Genomic DNA, 16,257 nt, shown 5'->3' on the forward strand with positions numbered 1-16,257 from the left:
GTGCGCCGCGAACCCGCGGCGCGGCTATATTTCCTCAGATCTGGAGCGCCAGCCGGCGCGCATTGTCGATATGCAGACTGATCGCTTCAACCGCCTTTTGCGGATTGCGGCTCTCCATGGCTTCGATGACCGCCAAATGTTCGCGCATCACCGGCACCACACGTCCGTCGATGCGGAAACGCTCCTGATGGATCAGCCGGATTTTCACCGAGTTGACCAGATAGGCCTTGGCGATAATCTCGTTGCCGAGCGCATTGATGAAGGTGTCGTGCATTGCCCAGTCGATGTTCTGGGCCTTGGCTTCCATTTCCGGCGTCGGCGCCTGTCCCAGAGCTTGAGCCAGCATCTCCTCATGTTCGCGCCGCATGCGGGCAAGTTCGGCATCAGAAGCGCTGGTCGTGAATAGCGCCACTGCCTCGCGTTCCATGAACAACCGAAATTGAAACGCCTCGCGGATCAGATTGATGTCGATATGCGCGATCTGCATGCCGCGCTGCGGGATGGTGGTCAGCAGTCCCTCAGCCTCGAGACGCGGCACGATCTCGCGAATGGCACCCAGCGGCAGTCCGGTGAAAGCGACCAGTTCGCGCTGTGACACGAACTGCCCCGGCCGCAGATCACGGGCCAGCAAATGCCGCGTGAAGCTGGCATAGGCTTTCTCCCGGAGAGTAATCGGTTCGCTGCCGTCTTCCACTTCAGCTCGCTTCCTTGTCGGTCAGCCCGGCCTTGTCGGTCAGGCCGCCTCTGTCGCAAACAGCCTGTCGTATGCAGCAGCAAGCTGCCGCTGTCCCTGCGGGCCAATCGCCTCCAGGGGCGGGCGAACCGCCAGCCAGCGCTCGTCGCCGATCTTGCGCGCGACCATGACCTTCACCGCCGGCGTGACCGGGTATTTGAGCAATTCGAGCACGAAGTCCTCGACGCGTGAGTCGTCGCGGCCCTCTTCGACCATTGCGCGGATTTCGCCGGTAACAAAATTAGCCATGCCGGAAATCGCACCCTGTCCGCCGCGGCGCACGCTTCTTGCCAGATGCCGTTCGTCGCCGATGAGGATCACCAGATCGCCGTGCGCTTCAAGCAGCTCCTCACTGTAGCTCCAGTCCCCACCGGAATCCTTCACCCCGGCCACCGCGGCGGGAAAAGCGGTGCGCAGCCGGCCGATCAGCCCAAGCGGGATCGGCACCATGGTGACTGAGGGGATGTTATAGAGGAGCACGTCGCGCGCCAGCGGACCGAGTGCGGCGAAGACGGCGGAAAACCATCCGAACAGCCCGTCCTCGCCGACATTCTTGAAGTAGCTCGGCGGAGCGAGCAGAATGTTGCGAACGCCGCGCTGCAAAGCGTGCCGGGCCTGATCGGCGGCATCTTCGGCTGCATCGACCAGCACGCCGGCAACGAGCTGATGTGCCGGAATACCGGCCGCCAGCATGGCCTCGATCACGATCCGCCGCTCGTCGGTGCCGACCGAGGCTCCTTCGCCGGTGGTGCCGAACAGCGTCACACTGCTGCAGCCGGCGCCAAGGCAGGCTCGGGCATGCGCGATCATCGGCGCGAGCGCTATCTGCCCCGACGGGTCGAAGGGTGTGGTTAGGGCAACCGAAAGACCAAAGCGGGAAGCCAATGCGAACTCCGTTGAAATCAATGTGCACGTAGCGTTAGCACGCTAACATGTCAGATGTAAACTGGCGATCGGCATCGCCGACTGGCGCTGCCGCGGCAGCGCCATCGCCGATCATTTCCCGCGCCCGGCATCACATAGGCTGCTGTCCCGAGCTCTGCGGATTGGCTGGACGAGGTAGCCTAAGCTCGCTCAAGTGGCGACGAGGTGGCCGTCGCCAACATCTTCAAGCTTGAGCTTCCGGGGCTCGTCACCGATGCGCCGCACAGCGCTTGGAATTTCGCTGTCCAAGCGGGCGAACCGGGCGCGCCGGCGGCCTGGATCGGGAACCGGAACGGCTTCGATCAGCCGCTTTGTGTAAGGATGGCACGGGTTGGAGAAGATCTGGTCGCGGGTGCCCATCTCGACGATCTGCCCCAGATACATTACCGCCACGCGATCCGAGATGTTTTCTACCACCGCCATGTCGTGCGAGATGAAGAGATATGCGACGCCAAATTCGCGCTGCAGTTCCTTCAGCAATCTTAACACGCGCGCTTGCACCGACACGTCGAGAGCAGAGACGCTCTCGTCGGCAATGATCAGCTTTGGTCGCAGCGCCAGCGCCCTTGCAATACAGATTCGCTGGCGCTGCCCGCCGGAGAATTCGTGGGGATAGCGCTCCATCTGGTCAGCGGAGAGGCCCACGCGTTCGAACAGGGCGGCGATCTGGGCACGCCGTTGCTCTCTGTCGCCAAGGCCGTGGATCAGCAGAGGCTCGGCGACGAGATCGCCTACTCGCATGCGCGGGTCGAGGGACGCGAAGGGATCCTGAAAGATCATTTGCACATTGCGGCGGACAGCCTTGCGCTCCTTTCGGCTGAGTGCCGACAAGTCCTGGCCGCCGATTGAAATGCTGCCGATGTAGGGCACCAGCCCGGCGATCGCCTTGGCCGTCGTCGACTTGCCGCAGCCCGATTCGCCGACCAGCGACAGGGTTTCGTGCGGCGCGATCGAGAAACTGACCCCTTCGACCGCGTGCACCCTGCGGTCGACGCGGCCGAAGAAGCCGCCACGCAGGTCGAAGCGGACGTGAAGATCGCCGACATGTACAAGCTCGGCCGGCATGTTGGCGGCATCTTGTCGGTCTTCGGCCATCCGTCCGCCGCCGATACGCGGCACGGCGGCCAGAAGCTCGCGCGTATAGTCGGCCTGCGGGCGATTGAAGATGTCAGCCGCCCTGCCCTGCTCGACCATCCGGCCGTCGCGCATGACAATGACGCGGTCCGCCATCTCGGCGACGACGCCCATGTCGTGCGTGATCAGGATAACACTGGTGCCGTGCTCGCGCTGCAGGTCGCGCAGCAGCTCCAGCACCTCGCCCTGAACCGTGACGTCGAGGGCGGTCGTCGGCTCATCGGCGATCAGCACATCCGGGTTCAGGGCCAGAGCCATGGCAATCATCACGCGCTGACGCATGCCGCCTGAGAGTTCGTGCGGATAGTGCTCGAGCCGCCGTTCGGCATCCGGAATTCGGACTGCCTTCAGCGCCTCGAGCGCCCTCAGCCGCGAGTCGGAGCGCGACAGCGAGGTGTGTGCCTCGATCGCCTCCGTGAGCTGACGGCCGATGGACAGAACCGGATTGAGCGATGTCATCGGTTCCTGAAAAATCATTGCGATACGGTTGCCGCGGATGCGGCGCATGCCGCTCTCGCTGAGAGCCGCGAGATCCTGATCGCCGAGCCGGATGGAGCCTGATCTGATGCGTGCCGCCGGCTGCGGCAGCAAGCCCATGATGGCCAGCGCCGTCATCGACTTGCCGGAACCGGACTCGCCGGCAATGCAAAGCGTTTCGCCGCGCATCAGGCCGAATGTCAGGTCGGAAACGACGTCGCGCTCGCCCTCCTCGCCACGCACGGCGACGCTCAGACCTGAGACGCTGAGTACCGGCCTAATGGAGCCACTCTCCGCGGCGGCCTGCCCGGATCGTTTGATGTCCTCCACGTTCATTCAAAGACGCAGCGGGGGAAGTAGAACGAAACCACCCAGTTGGGCATGTCGACGATCTCGCTGATGCGCAGGTCACCGCAAACCGAGACGAGCATATAGGCATCTACCGGATCCATGCCGTAGCGGCCGGAGAGCAGGTCGATCATCTGGGAGACGGCGCTCCTGGCGCCATCCATCAGATCCGGCCCGATACCGGTTGTCACCTCATAGCCCTTGGCGTCGAGATGCCGCGACACCGGACCGGGCGTTGTGAAACGCGGCGTCCGCAGCCGGGCATCCTTGACCAGATCGAGCGTCAGCACGGCATTCATGGGGCTCTCGATTGCCGTGCCGCAGACCTCGCCGTCGCCTTGCGCGGCGTGCGTGTCGCCGACCGAGAACAACGCTCCCGCGACCTCTACGGGCAGGTAGAGCACCGTGCCGGCAGCGAGATCGCGTATGTCCAGATTGCCGCCCACGCGCCGCGGCGGGACCACCGAATGCAGACCCGGCTCAGCCGGGGCATTGCCGATGGTGCCGGCGAAGGGCTTGAGCGGCACCCGGCCGCTCTTGCCGAACAGCGCCGGCTCGAGCGAGGCGGCGTCGTACTTCCAGATATTCAGTGCCGGTTGAGTGAAGTCATCCGCCAACAGACCGAATCCCGGGATATTTGCCGTCCACCCGAAGCCGGACGGCTTGAACGCTTCGATGGTGATTTTCAGGGCATCGCCCGGCTCCGCCCCGTCGACATAGATCGGCCCAGTGACCGGGTTCACCTTGGCAAAATCGAGCACAGCAACGTCGTCGACGGTGCTCTCCATCGTCAGCTGCCCGCCGGACGAGTCCAGGCACTGGAACTCGATCGTCGACCCTGGCGCCACTCGTTCGGCCGGGACAAAGGAATTGTCCCAGCCGAAATGATGGTGGCGCCCGTGGATGGTGTAGTCGCAGTTATTGCACATCGGTCACATACACATTGTCGTAGTTGATCGGGATGTGGACCGGGTCGACATAGAGGTTGTCGGCGCCACCCATGCGGGCTGATTTCATGGTGAAACGCTGCTCGTTGAACACCGGTGCCCAGGGCGCGTCTTCCATGATCTTGCCGTAGATCTCGCTCCACATCTTGGCGCGCTCGCCAGCCTTGGCCGGGTCGACGATTGAGTCGGCTTCGGCCGCTTTGGCGTCGAGGTCCTTGTTGCAATACCACGACCAGTTCCAGCCGCCCGGGACGGCACCAGCGCAGCCGAGGATCGGGCCGTAGAAGTTCGACGGATCGGGGAAGTCGGCGATCCAGGCCATGCCGCCGGACCAGATCATCGGCGCACCGGCCTTGTCGCCGCCGGCAGCGATCACGTTGGCCTGCGCGAGCGACTGGATACTGGCCTTGATGCCGACCGCCGCCAGATCCTGCTGAATGGCCTGCGCGATGCGCGGGTTGGGATCGGTGTTCATGGCAAACAGCTGCGTGTCAAATCCGTCGGGATGCCCGGCCTCGGCAAGCAAAGCCTTGGCCTTGCTCACGTCATAGGGATAGCCCTTGAATTCCTTGTCGTAGCCAGGCATCGACGGCGGCAACGGCTGATTGGCCGGCACCGCACGGTTGTTGATCAGCTGGACGATGCGGTCCTTGTTGATCGCCATGTTGACCGCCTGCCGTACCTTCACATTGTCGAAGGGCGCCATGGTGGTATTCATGGTGATATAGCCAGTGTGCAACTGGCCGCCCTCGACGACACGGGCCTTCTGCTCGGGATCGGCCATCACCTCCTGGAATTTCGCCGGGGGAATGCCGTCGCCGGGAACGTCGATTTCGCCTTTCTGCAGCCGCAGCAGCGCCACGATCGGCTCCTGGCCGATCTCAAAGGTGATCTTGTCGAGATGCGGCAGACCCTTGTGCCAGTAATCCGGGTTGCGCTCGAAGACCACGCGCTGGCCGAGCGTCCATTCGGCGAGCTTGAAGGCGCCGGTTCCGACCGGATGCTTGCCGAAGTCCGCGCCGTATTTTTCGACCTCTTCCTTCGGCACGACGTGCGAGAAGTTGATCGCCATGACATGCAGGAAGGTGGCGTCGGGCCGGGTCAGCTCGAACTTGATCGTGTAGGGATCGACGACGGTTATGCCGGCCAGGCTTTCCGCCTTGCCGGCAGCGACATCGTCATAGCCTTTGATCGAGCCGAAGAAGCCGGCACCCGGGCTCTGTGTCTTTGGATTGGTGACCCGGTCGAGCGAATATTTCACGTCGTCGGCGGTCATCTCGCGGCCGTTGTGGAACTTCACTCCATGGCGCAGCTTGAAGGTGAAGGTCTTGCCATCATGCGCAATCTCGTAGCTCTCGGCAAGGTCGGGCCGCAGGTTGGTGGTGCCCGGCTCGTAGTCCATCAGCCCGTCGAACAGGCTCTTGATCATCGACCAGTTCTGCCAGTCATAGCCGATGGCCGGATCGAGCGTGGCGACGTCGTCCTTGTAGGTGATGGTGATCGCGCCGCCCTGCTTGGCATTCGGATCGACGACGTCTTCGGCGCGTACGCTCGTCATGCCAAGCACCAGCGCAAGCGCCGATGCCGCCACGGTGGATATTAGATATTTTCTCATGTCATGTTCCCTTTCTCTGATTTTTTGGTTTTCATCTGAGCTTGATGCGCGGATCGATGAACGGTGCGACAGTGTCGGCCAGGAGATTGCCGAGCACGATGGCAAAGGCCGAAACCAGGGTGACCCCCATGATGATCGGAATGTCGATGCGCTGAATGGCCTGCCAGGCTAGCTGGCCGATGCCTGGCCAGCCGAACACGCTTTCGACAACCACGATGCCGCCCATGAAGATGCCGATGTCGATGCCGATCATGGCGATGACCGGCAGGATGGCGTTGGGCAGCGCGTGCCGGAAGATAATGGCGCTGCGTGCAAGACCCTTGGCACGCGCGGTACGCACGTAATCCTGGCGCAGCACGTCGATCATCGACGAGCGCATCATGCGGGCGTACCACCCGGCGCCAAGAATTCCCATGGTCAGCGACGGCAGCACCAGATGACGCCAGGTGCCGTAACCGCCGATCGGGAACCAGCCGAGCCGTACCGCGAATACATAAAGCAGCAGCAGGCCGACGACGAACTGCGGCGCCGAGACGCCGACGAAGGAGGCGACCATCAGCGACTGGTCGGTAGCGGTGCCACGCTTTACGGCGGCGATGAGGCCCATCGTCAGCCCGATCACCACTTCGCAAGCAACGGCGCCGACCATTAGCAGCAGGCTTGCCGGCAGCCGCGAGACGATAAGCTCCGTGACCTCCGAGCGCTGAATGTAGGAGCGCCCCAGATCGCCGCTGAGAAGGCTGGTCAGGTAGTGCCAGTACTGGACGAAAAAGGGCTGGTCGAGACCGAGCTGCCGGCGGATGCTCTCGACCGTCTCGGGCGTTGCGCTGCGGCCGGCGATCTGGCGGACGGGATCGGCGGGCAGCAGATAGAGCAGCGCAAAGGTGATCAGGGAGACGCCGAGCAAGATGAGCACCGACTGGACAACGCGGCGGCCGAGATAGGCGATCATGCCCGCCCCCTTTGCGTCGGATCGAGGATGTCGCGCAGCGCATCGCCGACCAGGTTAAAGGCTAGCGCCAGCGCCAGGATCGCCGCACCCGGAAAGAAAACCAGCCAGGGCGCTGCCTGAAAATAGGTTTGATTTTCGAAGATGATGTTGCCCCAGGAAGCAGTCGGCGGTTGCACGCCGATGCCGAGATAGCTGAGCGTCGCTTCCAGAAGCACCGTCGTCGAGATGCCGAGCGTGCCCCAGACGATGATCGTCGGCAAAAGGTGGGGCAGGATATGGCGAAACAGGATACGTGGAGCGCTTGCGCCGATGGTGCGCTCGGCATCGATGAACTCGCGCTCGGAGAGCGAACTTGTCTCGGTGTAGATGACGCGGGCGGTCTGCACCCAGTTCACCAACGCGATCACCATGGCGACGATCCACAGGCTCGGCTGGAGCACCGCCGCCAGGCAGATGGCGAGCAGCAGCGCCGGGAAAGCCATCATCAAATCGGTGAAGCGCATAAGCGCGCTGCCGATCCAGCCGCGGAAATAGCCGGCGGTGATGCCGACCAGCGTACCGATCAGAAGCGCCACGCCATTGGCGACGATGCCGATGATCAGCGACGTGCGCGCGCCGAATAGGAGACGGGTCAGCAGGTCGCGGCCAAGCAGGTCGGTGCCTAGCCAGAACTGGGCTCCCGGCGGCAGTGGCGCGCCTTCAAGCGTGAGCCCGTCGAACATCTGCTCGTTCGGATCGTAGCCTGTCAGCCACGGTGCAAGAATGGCGCCGGCCAAGACAAGGGCAATAATCCCGAGGCCGAGCAAAGCGAGAGGCCGTTTTAGCAGACGTCGCCAGACGCCGGCGCGAGGCTTGGCTGGCATACGCCCGGCGGCTGAAAGCTCAGGCGCGATCGGATTGGTCATCGTCGCCTTCACCTTGTGTCATCGCCACGATCCTGCGCGCTGCTTCCTCGACGCTGATTTGCCAGCTCATCGCCAGCGAGCGGAGCTGCGCATAGGCACGGCCGTCCTCGGCGCCCTTCGACAAGGCCTCCACCGCGCGTACGATGGTCTGGCGCTCCGCGACCCGCTGACGAAGCGAGGCGATCTCGCCGGCCAGAAGCTTGCGCGCCTCGAAACTCTGCCTTGCGATCAAAAGCGCGCTATAGACGCCGGCATTGCCGACCGGTTTCAGCAATTGGGCATCGGCCTTGTGCGACAGTGCCCATTCGACACGCCCCGGCGCCTCGGAGCCGATCAGCGCTATCAGCGGCATCGGGGCCTCGCCCGGCTTCCACGGAAATTGCTCGTCAAAGCCGAGGTCGACGTCGAAGAAGACGAAGTCCGCCGCCAGCGCTTCGGCCGGCAGTTCCGGCCAGAAGCCAATCGCCTCAAGGCCGATGGCCGACAATTGTCTTGTGATCGCCTGCACGGTCGGATGTGGACGATGCAGGACAAAAGCCCTGGCGCCTCCAAGGTTCGGGATACGCGCCATCTTGCTCACGACACCACCCGCAGGCGTGGCCGCCCGAACGTCTCCGTCCGGTCATAGCGGGAAAGGTAGGGATCGGGTGCCACGCCCTTCGCCAGCGTGACCGTTTTGAACGATGTTCCATCGATACGTCCGATCTGCACCGGCAACGTAGCATGCTGGGTTTGCGGGTCGATGGCGATGTCGCCCAGCGGCGTTCGAAATGATGTTCCGGCAAAGACCTTGGGAAGGTCCATCCATTGTGCACCGGGGTTGCGGGTGAGTATCTCTGCGAGCGTACGCACCGAGGCATAAGCCGCCGCCTCGAAGGATGAGGCAGGCATAACGGAAGACACTGAAGCCGCTCCGCGATCCGCGCCCGAGATGTCGTGAAAATAGGGCCCAACCGAAAGATGGCCATCGCCTGCCCCGTTGAGCGCCGGCAATTCGCATTCCGTGAGATTGCAGGACAGGATCGGGCAACGCTCCGGCCTGAAATGCGGGTCGCGCCGGCCAAGCTCGGCATAGGCGGCGATAAAGGCATAGGACGAAGGGCCGATGAGATTATTCAGAATGAAATCAGGTCTCGTCGCCTGTACCTCCGCGATCAGCCGCGCAACGTCGACCTCCCCTAGCGGCAGATAGCGTTCGCCCAGCACCTTGCCGCCGGCGTCCGCAATCAGGTCGCGCGCCACACGGTTGGTCTCCCAACCCCAGATGTAGTTGGAACCGAGCAGGAAGCCGTCGGCGCCGAAACGAGGCACGACATAGGCAAGCAGCGGTACGAGATGCTGATTGGGGCAGGCGTGCGTATAGACGACGTGCTCGTTGGCTTCGAAGCCTTCGTACGGGCAGGCGTACCACAGCGTGCCGCCTGCCCTTTCCAGGATTGGAATGACCTCCTTGCGGCTCCACGAGGTCACGCAGCCAATGATGTGACGCGCGCCACTGTTGGCGAGAATGTCCGCGCAGCCGCTTGCATACCGGTCGATGTTGCCCTGCGGGTCGCGCTCGACCGGGACGAATTCGAAGGGGACAGCGGGATCGGCATTGACGTCGGCGATGGCGTTCATCGCGCCCGCGCGGCAGGATTCGGACACCAGCCGGTAGTTGCCGGACCGCGAATAGAGAATGCCGATCTCGATATGCCGTTTCAAGCAAAGCCTCAAAATGACAATGCCCCGCAGCCACCGCCGCAAGGCGAGGCATACGAGGCATTCTTGCCGCCCGGCGGCCAGAGCCGGTATTTGTCCTCACCGTATTCCGCCCGCGCCCGCAGTCAAGAGCCGCCGCACGAAACTTTGGCTAGCCGAAACGGTTCGACGTGGGGCACGCAACTCACGCCGGTCGTATGGAGTCCGCCAGGAACCAAAATTGCTGATCCCCAGGTATGAGGCCCGGACAACCAGGTTCGCTACCATTCAAAGCAACGACTTTAATATCGGTTTACCTGAATCTGCTAGCAGCAATGACGCCGGTTTTTCGTCGGTCAAGCAAAGGGTTCACCTTGCCGCAGCAATTCAGCACTCCGTTCGGTCACCCGGGCGATCGCAACTGGCCGAGGTTCCACGGCTTCATGGGCGTCGAATTGGAACGCGCGCCCGATGTTCTCGTGCCTCGTGTCGCCTTGGCCCGGAAGCTCGGTGGGCGGAACTTTGGTGGCGGGAGCCGGGCTTGAGCGTCATTCGCGCCTTGCAAGGCGCCGATCTCCCAGCAGTCGCGAACATGTTTCAACGCGTGCTGTTGAAGGAAAGGACCGAAGCGCCGGCCTCTCTCGTGGAATACATGAAACGGTTTTATCTGGATGCGCCCGGTTGCGGAGATAGCCTCCGGTCGCTTGTCCACGTCAACGACGCCGGTCGTGTCTCCGGGTTTGTCGGTGTTCATGTGTTGCCGATGACGTTCAACGGCCGTCAAGTACGCGCCGCCATCTGTAGCTCGCTCATGGTCGAGGACCATGAGCACGACCCGCTGGCCGGCGCCCGCTTGCTGAAAGCTTACCTGGATGGTCCGCAGGACATCTCCTTCAGCGAGACGGCCAACGATATCTCCGTGAAATTGTGGACCCGGCTGCGCGGCGTGGTCCTGCCGCAATACAGCCTCGACTGGGTGCGTGTGATGCGGCCAGCGACCTTCATGCTCAGCCTTTCCGCCAATCGCATGGAGCTTGCCCGAGCGCTCAATCCGTTGGCGCGTGCCGTCGACCGATTCTATTGCAGGAGGATGACGTCCAGCGAACGACGCTGGTCGGGTGTGGCGGCGGACGGGGCAGGTCACGGGGGATTTCGGATGTCCGAAATCGACAGCCACACATTTGCCAAGCTAATCGAGCCGTTTATCGCGCGTTTCGCGCTACGCCCGGAATGGACGGAAGACCAACTCGACCACATCCTGACCGATGCCGCACAAAAGCCGGATCTGGGCGAGCTTGTCTACGTTTGCGTGACGTCGCCAGTCGGCACCGATGTCGGCGCTTTCGCCTATTACGCACGGAAGTATGAAATTGGCCGCGTGCTGCAGATCCTCGCCCTGCCCGGCCAGGCGGGCTCCGTGATAGACTGCCTGATCGATCATGCGGCCGCGCGCGGCGTCAGCGGCCTGCGTGGACGTGTTCAACCTGCACTTCTAGAGGCGATGCTTGGACGACGGATCGCTTTCCTGACCGTTGCTTCAACGGTCGTGCATTCACGTGATCCAGAGCTGTTGGACGCGATGAAGAACTCGCAAGCCTTCCTGAACGGGCTTGCGGGCGAGCAATGGAGCCGACTGATCGGGAGCCGTTTCAGCTAGAGCGGGATGCATGCAAATCGAACCGTGCACACCGCTCTACCTGTTTGTCAGGTGCCGATTTCCTCGACGACATCAACGAGTTGCGGACGCTGGTGCAGATAACGCGTCGCCCTGCGTTTGGCGATAATATCGGCCCAGACGCTTTCCACTTGTGTGGCGGCCAACCCCGCCGCCTGCGCCACTACCTCAGCCGCCACGCCGTTGTTGAGACCGTAAAGGCAAAGATCCATACGGTCATAAGGAAGCGAGAAGTAAAACTCCTCCTGGGTCTGCGCCAGCGAGTAGGTATCGGTGGTCGGAGGCCGGTTAAGGATTTCCTCCGGAACGCCGAGATGGGCCGCAAGCGCATAGACCTGCGTTTTATAGAGATGGGCGATCGGCTTGACGTCCGCGGCGCCGTCACCGTTCTTCACGAAGAAACCCTGATCGTATTCCAGCCGGTTCGGCGTTCCAAGAACGGCGAAGTTCAGGCGATCGGCATGATAGTATTCAATCTGCTTGCGGGTGCGTTGTTTCATATTGGTAGCGGCGACAACGCCGAGATAGACAGGCAGCGGCATTCTCAGTTTCGTCTGCTTGCCTTCCGGATCCTGCACCACCAGGGATGAGATGTTGTAACCCCCGCCCTCGAGCGCGTTCGCGATGACGATCTTCGAGGCCCAGCCTTCGCCGTATTCCGGGACCACTTCGCGGATGAAGGCGTCGCGACGCTTGTAGCAGCCCATTGCGCGCAGGATCGGCCCGATATCCTCCGTCACAGCCTCGACACCGAAAGTTTCGGCGACGAGGCGGCCGAGCCGCAGACTTTCAGGATCGGAATCGCTTTCCGGCATGAACAGGCAAAGCACATTCTTGGGCCCGGCGGCGCGTGCCGCCAACGCGACCGACACGCTCGAATCGATCCCGCCCGAAAGACCGAGCACAAGGCCCCGCTTGCGAAGCCCGCGCAACTGCTGGCGCAAGGCCGTTACGATACGGTCCGTTTCGGTGATCAGGTCGATTGCCAGAGCCTGCGCCAGAAAGGTCCGCGCATCCTCGGTCGGGCGAACATTCATTGCGCGACCTCCATGGTTTCTGCCGCAAGCCGACGGCTGACCTTGCCGGTATCGGTCTTCGGCAGCTCCCGGCGGAACTCGATGACCTTGGGGACCATGAAGTCCTCAAGGTGGCGTGCACAGTGACGGATGATATCCTTTTCGCTAAGCGCCGGGTCGGACCGTACGATAACTGCGCCGATCGCATGCCCGAGCACGGGATCCGGCACACCGACAACCACCGCTTCCGCGATGCCCGGATGAGCGTGAAGCACGGCTTCCACTTCCTTGGGCGCCACCTTCTCTCCCCGCGACTTTATGATGTCATCCTTGCGGCCTACGAAATAAAGAAAGCCCTCCTCGTCGGCCCTGAACAGATCGCCGGTGTAGAGAACCTTCTCCCAAGGGTTGGGACCCGGGCGCAGGGCTCGTGCCGTCGCAGCTTCGTTTCGCCAATAACCCTGCATGACGTGCGGCCCGCGAATAATCAGCTCGCCTGCTACGCCCGGCGGCACCCGTTGCCCGTGGTCGTCGACGACAAAGGCTTCGGTGTTCGGAATGGCTATTCCGACCGAGCCCGGCCGGCGGTCGAGCTCCTCCGGCGGCAGATAGGTGCAGCGCTTGCATTCCGTCAGGCCATACATCGAATAGAGCCTGACACCGGGGAAAAGGAACCGAAGGCGTTCTATGTGAGAGGGCGGCAAGGCAGCCGCCGTGTTGGAAATATAGCGAAGGCTGGGCAGGAAGCCCGGCGCCAGATCACGCATCTGCAGGATCATCGCTGCCATCGTGGGCACGAGCGGAAGCCCGGTCACTCGTTCCTGGCGGATGCGTTCAAAGACCGCCTGGGGAAAAGCGAAGGACTTCTCGAGCACGAGCGTGGCGCCGAGCCTGACGGCCATCAGCAACTGATAGAGGCCGTAGTCGAAGGCGAGCGGCAGAACATTCAAGATGATGTCGTCGGGCGAGTTGCGCAGATAGGTGGTGATGGAGTCGGCCGCCGCGTCGCAATTGCGGTGCGTCATCATCACACCCTTGGGCCGGCCGGTCGAGCCCGAGGTGTAGATCAACATCGCAAGATCGACGTCAATGCCGCGATGGTCAATCTCTCCGGCTTGAAACGTCAAGCAATCCGTCAGGGATGTGGCTCCTGCCGGGCATTGGTTATCGGCAGCAACGGTGGAAGCCACGAAGATACCGGTCTTGCCGGAGTATCCGGACGCCTCGGCGACCACGGGCATCAGTCTTGCTTGCGTGAGGATCGCGGCCGCATCGCAATCGGTGATGATGTAGGCCAGCTTTTCGGCCTTGGTGGATGCGTTGATCGGACTGAAAGTCGCGCCCGCTTTAAGAACCGCGAAAATCGAAACCGCAGCCTCCCAGCAATTGTCCATGAAGATCAGGACCCGGTCGTCGCGCCTGACGCCATTCATGAAAAGGGCGGCGGCCAGACGGCTCGAGAGATCGTCCAGCTCTTCGTAGCACAGCCTTTTGTGCTCGGTGATCAATGCCGTTTTGGCTGGATGGGCAGCGGCTTTCGCCGTCAGAAAATGTTCGATCCGCACGGACGCTCCTCGCCGATGGCGCCTACGCTGCCAGCGCTTCTGCTTTTGCCTTGATGAAGGCTGAGATGCGGTCAATCGAATCCAGATTGGCCGGTACGATATCGGCATCGACCATCGCTATGCCGAAATCATCCTCTATGAATGCCACGAGCTCCAACACGGCCGTCGAATCGATGATGCCGTTCTCGATCAGTGATGCGGAGTCCGCAAGCTCGTAGGACGTGTCGCCGAACAAGAAGTTGTCGACGATAAAGGTTTTGACCTTGTCCTTGATTGCTACCATGATTTTTCATTCCCTCGATTTCTCAGGCCGCTCGTGCTGCACCGACCTTTTCGCCGGTGAAAATCTTCTGCCACAGCTGCGTCGACAAAATGCCGACGAAAGCCGCATTGTCGCGGAATCCGGACGCGGGCTGCAAGCGGCATTTCTCGTGCAGGTTCGCCACCGCCTTGGCGTTGAATAGTCCTCCGGCGGCGATGCTCGCCTCGCTCAGCGAGTCGCGTATGTAGTCCAGTTCTCCGGGTCCAACGAAGGAGCGGGCTTCCGGCGCCCGGTAAGGCTGTTTGGTGCGCTCGCTGATGGTAGTCGGAAGCAGGTGCTTGGCAACTTTGCGCAGTATGTGTTTTTCCACCAGTCCCTTGAGCTTCATCTCCGGCGGAAGTCTTGCCGCAAACTCCACCAAACGATGGTCAAGGAAGGGGAAACGCCCTTCGATACCATGCGCCATTGCCATGCGATCGCCCTGGCTGGAGAGAATGTAGCCCGGCAGGAGAAAGCGGGTTTCGAGATATTGCGCTTGATGCAGTGGATGCCACCGGGAAAACGCCTCAGGCAACCGGCCGGCCAGTTCCTCGGCTGCGTCGTAGCCCTTCAATGTCGCACGCAGATCACCGGAGAAAAACATCTTGGCCGCTGATGTGGTCTTGAAACGCGGCCGATGCGAGAACAGCGGATCGTCCAGGGCTGCGCTGCCGGTGCCGAAGAACGCGGCCAGGTACTCTACGGACTGCTGCTGCAGACCTGGCAGATAGGGATAAAGCTTCCGGAACAGCTGTGGTCTTATGCGCGACGCCGGCTGTCGTCCGCAGAAACGGCGAACCCGCGCTTCCTTGAAGACATCATAGCCGGCAAAGACTTCGTCGGCGCCTTCGCCTGTCAGCACCACTTTCAAACCGGCCTGGCGAACGAGGCCGGACAGTTGATAGAGGGGGGCCGGGGCGGTGCGGATGATCGGCCGCTCGGTAAAGCGGATGACTTCGGGAAACACGCCGGCGATATCACCGGCACGACAGGCTACGGTTCGATGGCGCGTGCCAAGTGCTGACGCCATTTCGGTCTGGAAGGCGCTTTCGTCATGCTCGGCGCTGTCGAACGTTACGGAAAATGTCTGCAGCTTAAGAGGAGTCATACCGGCCGCGAGTGCCGAAACGAGGGATGAATCGAGCCCACCCGAAAGGTAAGAACCGACCGGCACGTCGGCGCGCATGCGAAGCCTCACCGCGTCGGTCAACAGGGCCTGCAGTTCCTCGGCCGCGTCGTCCTCATTGGTGATCTTCGATGGCGTATCTCGATGAGGATAGTCCAGATGCCAGTATGGTTTGATCGTCACTTGCCCCTGTGTCGCGATCATTACGCTTGCCGGCTCCAGCTCGTGGATATCGCGGAAAGCCGTGCGTGGAGCGATCGGCGCCCACAGCGTAAAGATCTGGTCGAGTGCAATCGGATCGATTTCGGCCGAGATGCCGGGTACCTTCAGCAGGGCTTTTATCTCGGATGCAAAGTAGAGCACCCCGTCCTTGCTGGTATAGAACAGCGGCCTAACACCCATGCGGTCTCTTGCAAGCACCATCCGCCGCCGCCGGTTGTCCCAAATCGCGAAGGCGAAATCACCGTTCAGGAGCGGCAGGCAGTCTTCGCCCATCTCCTCATACAGCTGCAGGAGAACTTCGGTGTCGCTCGAGGTGCGGAAGCATCGGCCCTTGGCCAGCAGCCCTTCGCGCAATTCCACGTAATTGAAAATCTCGCCGTTGAACGCTATCGTCAAATTGCCGGTTTCGTCGGACATCGGCTGCTGGCCATCACCAATCCCGATCACCGACAGCCGCGCATGCCCAAGTCCAGCCTCGGGCGCTACGAATCTGCCTTGTTCATCCGGTCCGCGATGGGCGATCGCGGACGTCATGCGCGCAAGCAAAGCTTCCGCATCCCGGACTGAACCGAAATAGCCCCCGAATCCGCACATCCACACAGCTCATATTGAACAGCAAGCCACGAAACATAGCGGT

General features: G+C 62.0%; 14 protein-coding genes. 1 reads left to right on the top strand and 13 read right to left on the bottom strand.

Annotated elements, in window-relative coordinates:
* Positions 1-34: 34 nt before the first annotated feature.
* The 9 genes from NKH98_RS12705 to NKH98_RS12745 all read right to left on the bottom strand — a co-directional run bounded on the left by NKH98_RS12705 (position 35) and on the right by NKH98_RS12745 (position 9,739).
* A complete protein-coding gene (locus tag NKH98_RS12705; protein WP_023674176.1) occupies positions 35-694 on the bottom strand; it encodes a GntR family transcriptional regulator in 660 nt (219 codons plus the stop codon).
* A 39-nt stretch (positions 695-733) separates the two neighbouring features.
* Complete coding sequence (locus tag NKH98_RS12710) at positions 734-1,618, bottom strand: dihydrodipicolinate synthase family protein (RefSeq protein ID WP_352898859.1); 885 nt, start codon at positions 1,616-1,618, stop codon at positions 734-736.
* Positions 1,619-1,807: 189 nt separating this feature from the next.
* Positions 1,808-3,604, bottom strand: a complete 1,797-nt coding sequence (locus tag NKH98_RS12715; protein ID WP_352737043.1) for an ABC transporter ATP-binding protein — start codon at positions 3,602-3,604, stop codon at positions 1,808-1,810.
* Positions 3,601-4,545 carry an acetamidase/formamidase family protein gene (locus NKH98_RS12720; RefSeq protein ID WP_352688925.1) on the bottom strand — a complete coding sequence of 315 codons (945 nt, stop codon included), beginning with the start codon at positions 4,543-4,545 and terminating at the stop codon, positions 3,601-3,603. Before NKH98_RS12720 ends, NKH98_RS12715 begins: the two co-directional genes overlap by 4 nt.
* Positions 4,535-6,178 (bottom strand): ABC transporter substrate-binding protein, encoded by a 1,644-nt coding sequence (locus NKH98_RS12725; RefSeq protein ID WP_352898862.1) that lies wholly within the window; start codon positions 6,176-6,178, stop codon positions 4,535-4,537. The genes NKH98_RS12720 and NKH98_RS12725 overlap by 11 nt, the downstream gene beginning before the upstream one ends.
* A gap of 31 nt (positions 6,179-6,209) precedes the next feature.
* A complete protein-coding gene (locus NKH98_RS12730; protein WP_352898865.1) occupies positions 6,210-7,130 on the bottom strand; it encodes an ABC transporter permease in 921 nt (306 codons plus the stop codon).
* Positions 7,127-7,993, bottom strand: coding sequence for an ABC transporter permease (locus tag NKH98_RS12735; RefSeq protein ID WP_254818659.1), 867 nt, complete (start codon positions 7,991-7,993; stop codon positions 7,127-7,129). The genes NKH98_RS12730 and NKH98_RS12735 overlap by 4 nt, the downstream gene beginning before the upstream one ends.
* 19 nt (positions 7,994-8,012) lie before the next feature.
* Positions 8,013-8,615 (bottom strand): ANTAR domain-containing response regulator, encoded by a 603-nt coding sequence (locus NKH98_RS12740; RefSeq protein ID WP_254818481.1) that lies wholly within the window; start codon positions 8,613-8,615, stop codon positions 8,013-8,015.
* Positions 8,612-9,739 carry a transporter substrate-binding protein gene (locus NKH98_RS12745; protein ID WP_352898867.1) on the bottom strand — a complete coding sequence of 376 codons (1,128 nt, stop codon included), beginning with the start codon at positions 9,737-9,739 and terminating at the stop codon, positions 8,612-8,614. Before NKH98_RS12745 ends, NKH98_RS12740 begins: the two co-directional genes overlap by 4 nt.
* Positions 9,740-10,256: 517 nt before the next feature.
* Here NKH98_RS12745 and NKH98_RS12750 point away from each other — a divergent pair.
* Entirely contained in the window at positions 10,257-11,372 is a 1,116-nt protein-coding gene (locus tag NKH98_RS12750; protein ID WP_352898870.1) for a hypothetical protein, read from the top strand.
* A gap of 47 nt (positions 11,373-11,419) precedes the next feature.
* On the opposite strand, the gene nadE is transcribed toward NKH98_RS12750, so the two are convergent.
* Genes nadE through asnB form a run of 4 tightly spaced genes read right to left on the bottom strand, consistent with a single transcriptional unit; the run spans position 11,420 to position 16,214 of the window.
* Positions 11,420-12,427, bottom strand: a complete 1,008-nt coding sequence (gene nadE / locus NKH98_RS12755; protein WP_352898871.1) for an NAD(+) synthase — start codon at positions 12,425-12,427, stop codon at positions 11,420-11,422.
* Entirely contained in the window at positions 12,424-13,971 is a 1,548-nt protein-coding gene (locus NKH98_RS12760) for a class I adenylate-forming enzyme family protein (RefSeq protein WP_352898872.1), read from the bottom strand. Before NKH98_RS12760 ends, nadE begins: the two co-directional genes overlap by 4 nt.
* A gap of 22 nt (positions 13,972-13,993) precedes the next feature.
* Entirely contained in the window at positions 13,994-14,257 is a 264-nt protein-coding gene (locus NKH98_RS12765) for an acyl carrier protein (protein ID WP_254818658.1), read from the bottom strand.
* Positions 14,258-14,276: 19 nt separating this feature from the next.
* Entirely contained in the window at positions 14,277-16,214 is a 1,938-nt protein-coding gene (gene asnB, locus NKH98_RS12770; protein ID WP_352898874.1) for an asparagine synthase (glutamine-hydrolyzing), read from the bottom strand.
* Between the last annotated feature and the right edge of the window lie 43 nt (positions 16,215-16,257).

This window comes from Mesorhizobium sp. M0833, assembly GCF_040319905.1.
Classification (GTDB): Bacteria; Pseudomonadota; Alphaproteobacteria; order Rhizobiales; family Rhizobiaceae; genus Mesorhizobium.

Bases quoted from the DNA above. Each gene is read 5' to 3' on its own strand.
- NKH98_RS12715 (WP_352737043.1), bottom strand. From the start codon at position 3,604: ATGAACGTGGAGGACATCAAACGATCCGGGCAGGCCGCCGCGGAGAGT.
- NKH98_RS12720 (WP_352688925.1), bottom strand. From the start codon at position 4,545: ATGTGCAATAACTGCGACTACACCATCCACGGGCGCCACCATCATTTC.
- NKH98_RS12725 (WP_352898862.1), bottom strand. From the start codon at position 6,178: ATGAGAAAATATCTAATATCCACCGTGGCGGCATCGGCGCTTGCGCTG.
- NKH98_RS12730 (WP_352898865.1), bottom strand. From the start codon at position 7,130: ATGATCGCCTATCTCGGCCGCCGCGTTGTCCAGTCGGTGCTCATCTTG.
- NKH98_RS12735 (WP_254818659.1), bottom strand. From the start codon at position 7,993: ATGCCAGCCAAGCCTCGCGCCGGCGTCTGGCGACGTCTGCTAAAACGG.
- nadE (WP_352898871.1), bottom strand. From the start codon at position 12,427: ATGAATGTTCGCCCGACCGAGGATGCGCGGACCTTTCTGGCGCAGGCT.
- asnB (WP_352898874.1), bottom strand. From the start codon at position 16,214: ATGTGCGGATTCGGGGGCTATTTCGGTTCAGTCCGGGATGCGGAAGCT.